6 protein-coding genes and 1 pseudogene are annotated in these 7,058 nt (G+C 62.5%); 5 read left to right on the top strand and 2 right to left on the bottom strand.

Features of this window, described 5'->3' with window-relative positions; genetic code table 11:
* Positions 1 to 349, top strand: a pseudogene (gene araG / locus J1G34_RS26795) (L-arabinose ABC transporter ATP-binding protein AraG); the annotation flags it as partial.
* 9 nt (positions 350 to 358) lie between these two features.
* On the top strand, positions 359 to 1,327 hold the full coding sequence (araH, locus tag J1G34_RS26790; protein ID WP_065887779.1) for an L-arabinose ABC transporter permease AraH: 969 nt from the start codon (positions 359 to 361) through the stop codon (positions 1,325 to 1,327).
* 115 nt (positions 1,328 to 1,442) lie between these two features.
* On the opposite strand, the gene J1G34_RS26785 is transcribed toward araH, so the two are convergent.
* A complete protein-coding gene (locus J1G34_RS26785) occupies positions 1,443 to 2,591 on the bottom strand; it encodes an aldose epimerase family protein (RefSeq protein ID WP_065892960.1) in 1,149 nt (382 codons plus the stop codon).
* 138 nt (positions 2,592 to 2,729) lie between these two features.
* Between J1G34_RS26785 and J1G34_RS26780 the strand changes: the two genes are divergently transcribed.
* Positions 2,730 to 3,497 carry an SDR family NAD(P)-dependent oxidoreductase gene (locus J1G34_RS26780; RefSeq protein ID WP_065892961.1) on the top strand — a complete coding sequence of 256 codons (768 nt, stop codon included), beginning with the start codon at positions 2,730 to 2,732 and terminating at the stop codon, positions 3,495 to 3,497.
* Between the two features lie 162 nt (positions 3,498 to 3,659).
* On the opposite strand, the gene J1G34_RS26775 is transcribed toward J1G34_RS26780, so the two are convergent.
* Positions 3,660 to 4,646: an AraC family transcriptional regulator gene (locus J1G34_RS26775; protein WP_222994858.1), complete on the bottom strand. Its 987-nt coding sequence runs from the start codon at positions 4,644 to 4,646 to the stop codon at positions 3,660 to 3,662.
* A 65-nt stretch (positions 4,647 to 4,711) separates the two neighbouring features.
* On the opposite strand from J1G34_RS26775, the gene J1G34_RS26770 reads away from it, so the two are divergent.
* Entirely contained in the window at positions 4,712 to 5,938 is a 1,227-nt protein-coding gene (locus J1G34_RS26770) for an MFS transporter (RefSeq protein WP_222994857.1), read from the top strand.
* Positions 5,939 to 5,982: 44 nt separating this feature from the next.
* A complete protein-coding gene (yghU, locus tag J1G34_RS26765) occupies positions 5,983 to 6,810 on the top strand; it encodes a glutathione-dependent disulfide-bond oxidoreductase (RefSeq protein WP_065936990.1) in 828 nt (275 codons plus the stop codon).
* Positions 6,811 to 7,058: the final 248 nt, after the last annotated feature.

Genomic DNA, 7,058 nt, shown 5'->3' with positions numbered 1-7,058 from the left:
GGTCAAGACGCCGAGCGCCGAACAGAAAATCATGTACCTGTCCGGAGGCAACCAGCAAAAGGCCATTCTCGGCCGCTGGCTGTCGATGCCGATGAAGGTGCTGCTGCTGGACGAGCCCACGCGCGGTATCGACATCGGCGCCAAGTCCGAGATCTACCAGATCATCCACAACCTCGCGGCCCAGGGTATTGCGGTGATCGTAGTGTCCAGCGACCTGATGGAAGTCATGGGCATTTCCGACCGCATCCTGGTGCTGTGCGAAGGCGCCATGCGCGGTGAACAACTGCGCGAAAACGCGACTGAATCCAACCTGCTGCAGCTGGCCTTGCCGCGCGGCCTGGCGAACTGAGAGACGACCATGACCCTTCAAAACAACGCGTTGCCCTCGGCACGCAAACCCCTCGATCTGCGCGCCTTGCTCGACAATTGGGCCATGCTGCTGGCGGCGATAGGCATCTTTGTGCTGTGTGCCTTGTTGATCGATAACTTCCTCTCGCCGCTGAATATGCGCGGGCTGGGCCTGGCGATTTCCACGGTGGGCATTGCTGCGTGCACCATGCTGTTCTGCCTGGCTTCCGGGCACTTCGACTTGTCGGTGGGCTCGGTGATTGCCTGCGCCGGCGTGGTGGCGGCGATTGTGATGCGCGACACCGACAGCGTGATGCTTGGCATCGGCGCGGCGCTGTTGATGGGCTTGATGGTGGGCCTGATCAACGGCATCGTCATCGCCAAGCTGCGGGTCAACGCGTTGATCACGACCCTGGCGACCATGCAGATCGTGCGTGGCCTGGCCTATATTTTTGCCGACGGCAAAGCGGTGGGCGTGTCCCAGGATCAGTTCTTCGTGTTCGGCAACGGCCAGTTGTTCGGCGTGCCGGTGCCGATCCTGATCACGATCGTGTGCTTCCTGTTCTTCGGCTGGTTGCTCAATTACACCACCTACGGGCGCAACACCATGGCCATCGGCGGTAACCCGGAAGCGGCGTTGCTGGCCGGCGTGAACGTGGATCGCACCAAGATCCTGATCTTCGCCGTGCACGGTTTGATCGGCGCGTTGGCCGGTGTGATCCTGGCCTCGCGCATGACCTCCGGCCAACCGATGATCGGCCAGGGTTTCGAGCTGACGGTGATATCGGCGTGCGTGCTGGGCGGGGTGTCGTTGAGTGGCGGTATCGGCATGATTCGCCATGTGATTGCCGGGGTGTTGATCCTGGCGATCATCGAGAATGCGATGAACCTGAAGAACATCGACACGTTTTATCAGTATGTGATCCGTGGCTCGATCCTGCTGCTGGCGGTCGTCATCGACCGCATGAAACAACGCTGAATCCAAGTCATCTGGAGATCAAATGTGGGAGGGGGCTTGCCCCCGATAGCGGTGAGTCAGTTGATGCATCTGTAGCTGACCCACCGCAATCGGGGGCAAGCCCCCTCCCACAGTTTTAATCGGCAGTGAATTTAAAAATGGTGTTCTGGGTATAGGTTTGCCCTGGGTTCAAGCGAGTCGAGGCAAAACCAGGCTGGTTAGGCGCATCCGGAAAATGCTGGGTTTCCAAAGTAAACCCGCTCCAATGCTGGTACGCCTTGCCGCCCTTGCCCTTCATCGAACCGTCCAGGAAGTTGCTGGTATAGAACTGCACCCCAGGCTCGCTGGTGTAGAGCTGCAAGCGCCGACCCGACTCGGGGTCATGCACCTCGGCCGCCAGCTGCTTGACGTCACCCTTGGTATCCAGCGCCCAGTTGAAGTCAAACCCGCCCTGTTTCGGTTCGGCAAACTTGAGCTGCGGGTGGTCGTCCTTGATGTGCTGGCCGATAGGTGTGGGCTTGAGGAAGTCCATCGGCGTGCCCTTGACCGGCGCCAGTTCGCCGGTGGGGATCAGGGTGGCGTTCACCGGTGTGTAATGGCTGGCGTGCAGGGTGGCGACCTGCTTGAGGATGTCGCCATTGCCCGCGCCGGCCAGGTTGAAGTAGCTGTGGTTGGTGAGGTTGAGCACGGTCGGTTTGTCGGTGGTGGCGGTGTAATCGATGTGCAGTTCGTTCTTGTCGTTCAGGCGATAGGTGACTTCGGTTTTCAGGTTGCCGGGGAAGCCCATTTCACCGTCCTTGGACAGGTAGGTGAGGGTGACCCCGACCGAATCCTTGTCCTTGAGCGGCTTGGCTTGCCACACCTGCTTGTCGAAGCCCTGGGCGCCGCCATGCAGCGAGTTGGGGCCGTCGTTGAGCGGCACCTGGTAGCGTTTGCCGTCGAGTTCAAAGGCACCGCCGGCCAGGCGATTGCCGAAGCGCCCAATGGTCGCGCCGAAAAACGCGGTGCCGGCCTGGTAGCCCTGCACGTCGTCAAAACCCAGCACCACGTCGTCGACCTTGCCGTGTTTGTCCGGCACCTTCAGCGACTGCAGCACACCGCCGTAGGTAATCACCGTGGCTTGCATGCCATGGCTGTTGCGCAGCACGTATTGTTCGACGGCGGTGCCGTCGTTGGTTTTGCCGAAGGGTTTGTGTTCGCTGCTCAAGCCGGCGGCATGTGCGCCGCCGCTGGCGATCAGCATGGACAGCGCCAGGCCGGACAGCAGGTATCGAGGGTGCTTCATGGTCGAACTTCCTTTTGTTGTTTTAGGATTGAATAGTTCTACTAATGTGCGATATTTCGTCACTTGGACAGCGAATTTATAGCCTTTAACGCCGATTTCGTAAAATAAAATAAGACTAATTGATCGAGGCATCACGTTATGAGTACTGAGCACGCCCTGTATCCCGACCTCAAGGGCAAGACCGTAATGATCTCCGGCGGGGCCTCCGGCATCGGCGAATTCATGGTGCGGGCCTTCGCGGCCCAGGGCGCCAAGGTGGCCTTCGTGGACCGCGCACAAAGCCAGGGCGAACGCCTGGCGGCACTGTTGAACTCCAAGGGGCATACCGTCGAGTTCGAATGCTGCGATATCACCGACGAGATTGGCTATCGCGCCGCGATCGGGCGCTTCGAACACTCCCTGGGCCCGATCACGGTACTGGTCAACAACGCCGCGAACGATGTGCGCCATACCTTGGAGGAAATCGACTCGGAGATGTTCGACCGCCTGATTGCGGTCAACCTCAAGCACGCGTTCTTTGCCGCCAAGGCCGTGGCACCGATGATGAAACACGCCGGTGGCGGCTCGATCATCAACCTCGGCTCCGTCGGCTGGATGATGGCCTCCGCCGGCTACCCGGTGTACGCCGCCAGCAAGGCCGCCGCCCATGGCATGACCCGCGGCCTGGCTCGGGAGCTGGGGCCGCACCGCATCCGCGTCAACACGCTGGTGCCAGGCTGGGTGATGACGGAAAAACAACTGGCCCTGTGGGTGGACGACGCCGCCCGCGAGCTGATCGCCCGCAGCCAGTGCCTGCCGGGCAGTGTGATGCCTGAGCATATCGCTAATATGGCGCTGTTTTTGGCTTCCGACGCCTCGGCGATGTGTTCGGCGCAGAACTTTATCGTGGATGGTGGTTGGGTGTAGAAACGCGACTATCAAACGATGAGGATGAAGTGTGGGAGGGGGCTTGCCCCCGATAGCGGTGTGTCAGCCAGCTTATATGTTGACTGGTACACCGCCATCGGGGGCAAGTCGAATCGTCGCACCGCCCCTCCCACATTTGAAAAGCGGTGCTGCTTCAGGCCTTCATATCGAACGCCTGGCCGCGCCGGGCGGCTGTCCGGTAATGCGCTTGAAGGCACGGCTGAACGCCGCCTGGGAGGTATAGCCGAGGCGTTGCGCCACGGTGTCGATGGGCATGCGCTCCAGGGTCAGCCATTGGCTGGCCAGGCGCATACGCAGTTCCGTGGTATAGCGCAGCGGCGGTACGCCGAGGGCGGCCTGGAAGCGATCGGCGAACACCGAGCGCGAGGTGTGACACTGGGCGGCAAGCTGCGCCACGCTCCAGTCGTGGCCCGGTTGCTGATGCAAGGCGAGCAGGGCGGGGGCCAGGCGCGGATCGCGTAACGCCGCCACCAGACCCGAGGCGTTGCCACAGGCGCACTCGACCCAACCCCGTACGATCATCGCCGCCACCACATCGGCGAGGCGCGCGAGGATGCCGGCATAACCCACGCGCGCCGTGGACACTTCGCGTTCCATGACCGCCAGAATCGGCATCAGCCCCGGGTAACGCTGGCCTGCGGCATCGATCAGCATCAGGGCGGGCATCAGGTTGCCGAGCCCCTGGAGGCTGCCGAGCTCGAACTCCATACATGCACTGAACAACAGCCTGTCGGGGACGGTATCGGGTGAGGCGTTCACGGCGCAGACGGTATCCCCCAGCGGTGCGCTGTCGAAATCACTGATGTCCTGCACAGCCGCATCCGGCGCGGATAACAGCGCGTGCGCGCCGCCGTGGGAGACGAACACCGCGTTGCCGGCCGACAGGGCGAAAAGGCTGCCGTCCTCGGCACGCAGCGTGGCGTGACCGGCCGCGAGAAAGTGGAAATAGGCGTGGCCCGGCTTGGCACCAAAGGCCATGCCGAACGTAGGCCCGGCCTGGATACGCCGGTACTGCACACCCCGCAGGCGCATGCCGCGCAGCAATTCATTGATCAGGTCGGAGGAAGCGGTGAAAGCGTCCACTGAATTCATATTCGGGGTTTCAGTCAAATAATCAAGGTTCTGCATCATAGATCATCCAGGCGGGCCTACCTAGACTGAGCGCCACGTTAATGACTGTAGGAAGACTTGTTATGACTGATTGTGCAGCCCATGCGCCTGCAGGCGTTGTGGCAGAGCCGGCCTGGCTGGCGGTATTTTCCCTGGCAATGGGGGTGTTCGGCTTGCTCACGGCTGAGTATTTGCCGGCCAGCCTGTTGACGCCGATGGCCCTGGACCTTGGCGTTACAGAGGCATTGGCCGGGCAAGCCGTCACGGTGACGGCGGTAGTGGCGCTGTTCGCCGGTTTGCTGGTGCCCGGGCTGACCCGTGGTATCGACCGGCGTATCGTGCTGCTGGGTTTTTCCACGCTGATGATTGCCTCCAACCTGCTGGTGGCGCTGTCCTCCAGCCTGACGGTGCTGTTGTTGATGCGCATCCTGCTGGGCATTGCCCTTGGCGGTTTCTGGAGCATGGCGGCGGCGGTGGCGATGCGCCTGGTGCCTGCGTCGTCCTTGCCCCGGGCGCTGTCGATCATTTTCAGCGGCATTGCGCTGGGCACCGTGGTCGCTGTGCCGCTGGGCAGCTACCTGGGTGGCCTGTACGGCTGGCGCAGTGCGTTTATCGCGGCTGCCGCCGTGGGCGTGGTGACCCTGGCCTTCCAGGCATTCACGCTGCCGCGCCTGGCGCCCAATGGCACCGCGCGCCTGCGCACCGTGCTGCACGTGTTGCTGCGCCCCGGCATCGCCATGGGCATGTTCGGCTGCGTCTTGGTGCACACCGCGCATTTCGCGCTGTTCACCTATATCCGGCCGTTCCTGGAAAGCACCACCGGCGTCGGCACCGAAGGGCTGGCGCTGATGCTGCTGGGTTTCGGCGTGGCGAACTTCGCCGGCACGCTGTTCGCCGGTTGGTTGCTGGTGCGCCACCCACGGGCAACGCTGGTGTTGATGCCGGTGCTGGTGGGCGTTGCGGCACTGGCGTTGGTCTGGCTGCCTGCGTCACTGCCGACCCAGGCGCTGCTCCTGGCGCTCTGGGGCATGGCGTTTGGCGGCGTGCCGGTGGCGTGGTCGAACTGGGTCGCGCGTGCGGTGCCGGATCAGGCCGAAAGTGCCGGAGGCATGGTGGTGGCGTCGGTGCAGTCGGCCATCGCTGCGGGGGCTGCCGGTGGCGGGTTGATGTTCAGCGTCAGCGGCATTGGCGGGGTGTTTGTCGGGGCGGGTGTGTTGATGCTGCTCGCGGCGTTGCTCATCGCACTGCGTGTGCAGGTACCAGGGCAGGACGGTGACCTGAGTGTGACGCACCACCCGTCTTTGGTTTAGTCTCAAACCCTTCGTTGATCGCAAGCGCTCCAGGAGCATTGAACATGGCTGACTACGTACCCCCCAAGGTCTGGACCTGGGACGCCGAAAGCGGCGGCACCTTCGCCAGCATCAACCGGCCCATCGCCGGCGCCACCCATGAGCAAGCGCTGCCGGTGGGCAAGCATCCCTTGCAGCTGTATTCCCTGGCCACGCCCAACGGGCAGAAGGTCACCATCCTGCTCGAAGAGTTGCTGGCCCTCGGGCACACCGGCGCCGAATACGATGCCTGGCTGATCAAGATCGGCGACGGCGACCAGTTCGGCAGCGGCTTCGTGGGGGTCAACCCGAATTCGAAGATTCCGGCGTTGATGGACCACAGCGGCGCTGCACCGATTCGCGTGTTCGAGTCGGGCGCGATCCTGCAATACCTGGCCGAAAAATTCGCGGCGTTCTTCCCCGCCGAACCTGCGGCGCGTGCTGAGTGCCTGTCGTGGCTGTTCTGGCAGATGGGCAGCGCACCGTATCTGGGCGGCGGCTTCGGGCATTTCTATGCGTATGCGCCGAGCAAAATGGAGTACCCGATCAATCGCTTTGCCATGGAGGCCAAGCGTCAGCTGGATGTGCTGGACAAGCGCCTGGCGGTGAGCGAGTACATTGCCGGGGATGAATACACCATTGCCGATATCGCTATCTGGCCCTGGTACGGCGGGTTGGTGAAAGGGCGCTTGTATGGGGCGGCGGAGTTTCTGTCGGTGCATGAATACAAGCATGTGTTGCGCTGGGCCGATGCGATCGATGCGCGGCCGGCGGTGCAGCGTGGGCGGCGGGTGAATCGGGTGTCGGGTGACGATCAGTTGGCTGAGCGCCATGATGCGCGTGATCTGGACTGAGTGAAATCCAAGTGTGGGAGGGGGGCTCCCGATGGTGGCCTCTCAACCGACGGGTATCCATCTGACACACCTTGGTCCAAATGTGGGAGGGGGCTTGCCCCCGATGGCGGCCTCAGGGCCGACCAGGATGCTGGGTTGAGTACATATCCGTTTCTGCGGTAACGGCTACTTAGGGTTCCGCCCTGACGGCGGGTCACTTTGGAAAAGCCCCAAAGTAACCAAAGGGCTCTTGCCCCACCACTCGGCAC

It is taken from the genome of Pseudomonas sp. Wu6 (assembly GCF_019891515.1).
GTDB classification, from domain to species: domain Bacteria; phylum Pseudomonadota; class Gammaproteobacteria; order Pseudomonadales; family Pseudomonadaceae; genus Aquipseudomonas; species Aquipseudomonas orientalis_A.
This window is presented reverse-complemented; position numbering and strand designations above follow the sequence as displayed.

Bases quoted from the DNA above. Each gene is read 5' to 3' on its own strand.
- J1G34_RS26775 (WP_222994858.1), bottom strand. From the start codon at position 4,646: ATGCAGAACCTTGATTATTTGACTGAAACCCCGAATATGAATTCAGTG.
- yghU (WP_065936990.1), top strand. From the start codon at position 5,983: ATGGCTGACTACGTACCCCCCAAGGTCTGGACCTGGGACGCCGAAAGC.
- J1G34_RS26780 (WP_065892961.1), top strand. From the start codon at position 2,730: ATGAGTACTGAGCACGCCCTGTATCCCGACCTCAAGGGCAAGACCGTA.
- J1G34_RS26785 (WP_065892960.1), bottom strand. From the start codon at position 2,591: ATGAAGCACCCTCGATACCTGCTGTCCGGCCTGGCGCTGTCCATGCTG.
- J1G34_RS26770 (WP_222994857.1), top strand. From the start codon at position 4,712: ATGACTGATTGTGCAGCCCATGCGCCTGCAGGCGTTGTGGCAGAGCCG.
- araH (WP_065887779.1), top strand. From the start codon at position 359: ATGACCCTTCAAAACAACGCGTTGCCCTCGGCACGCAAACCCCTCGAT.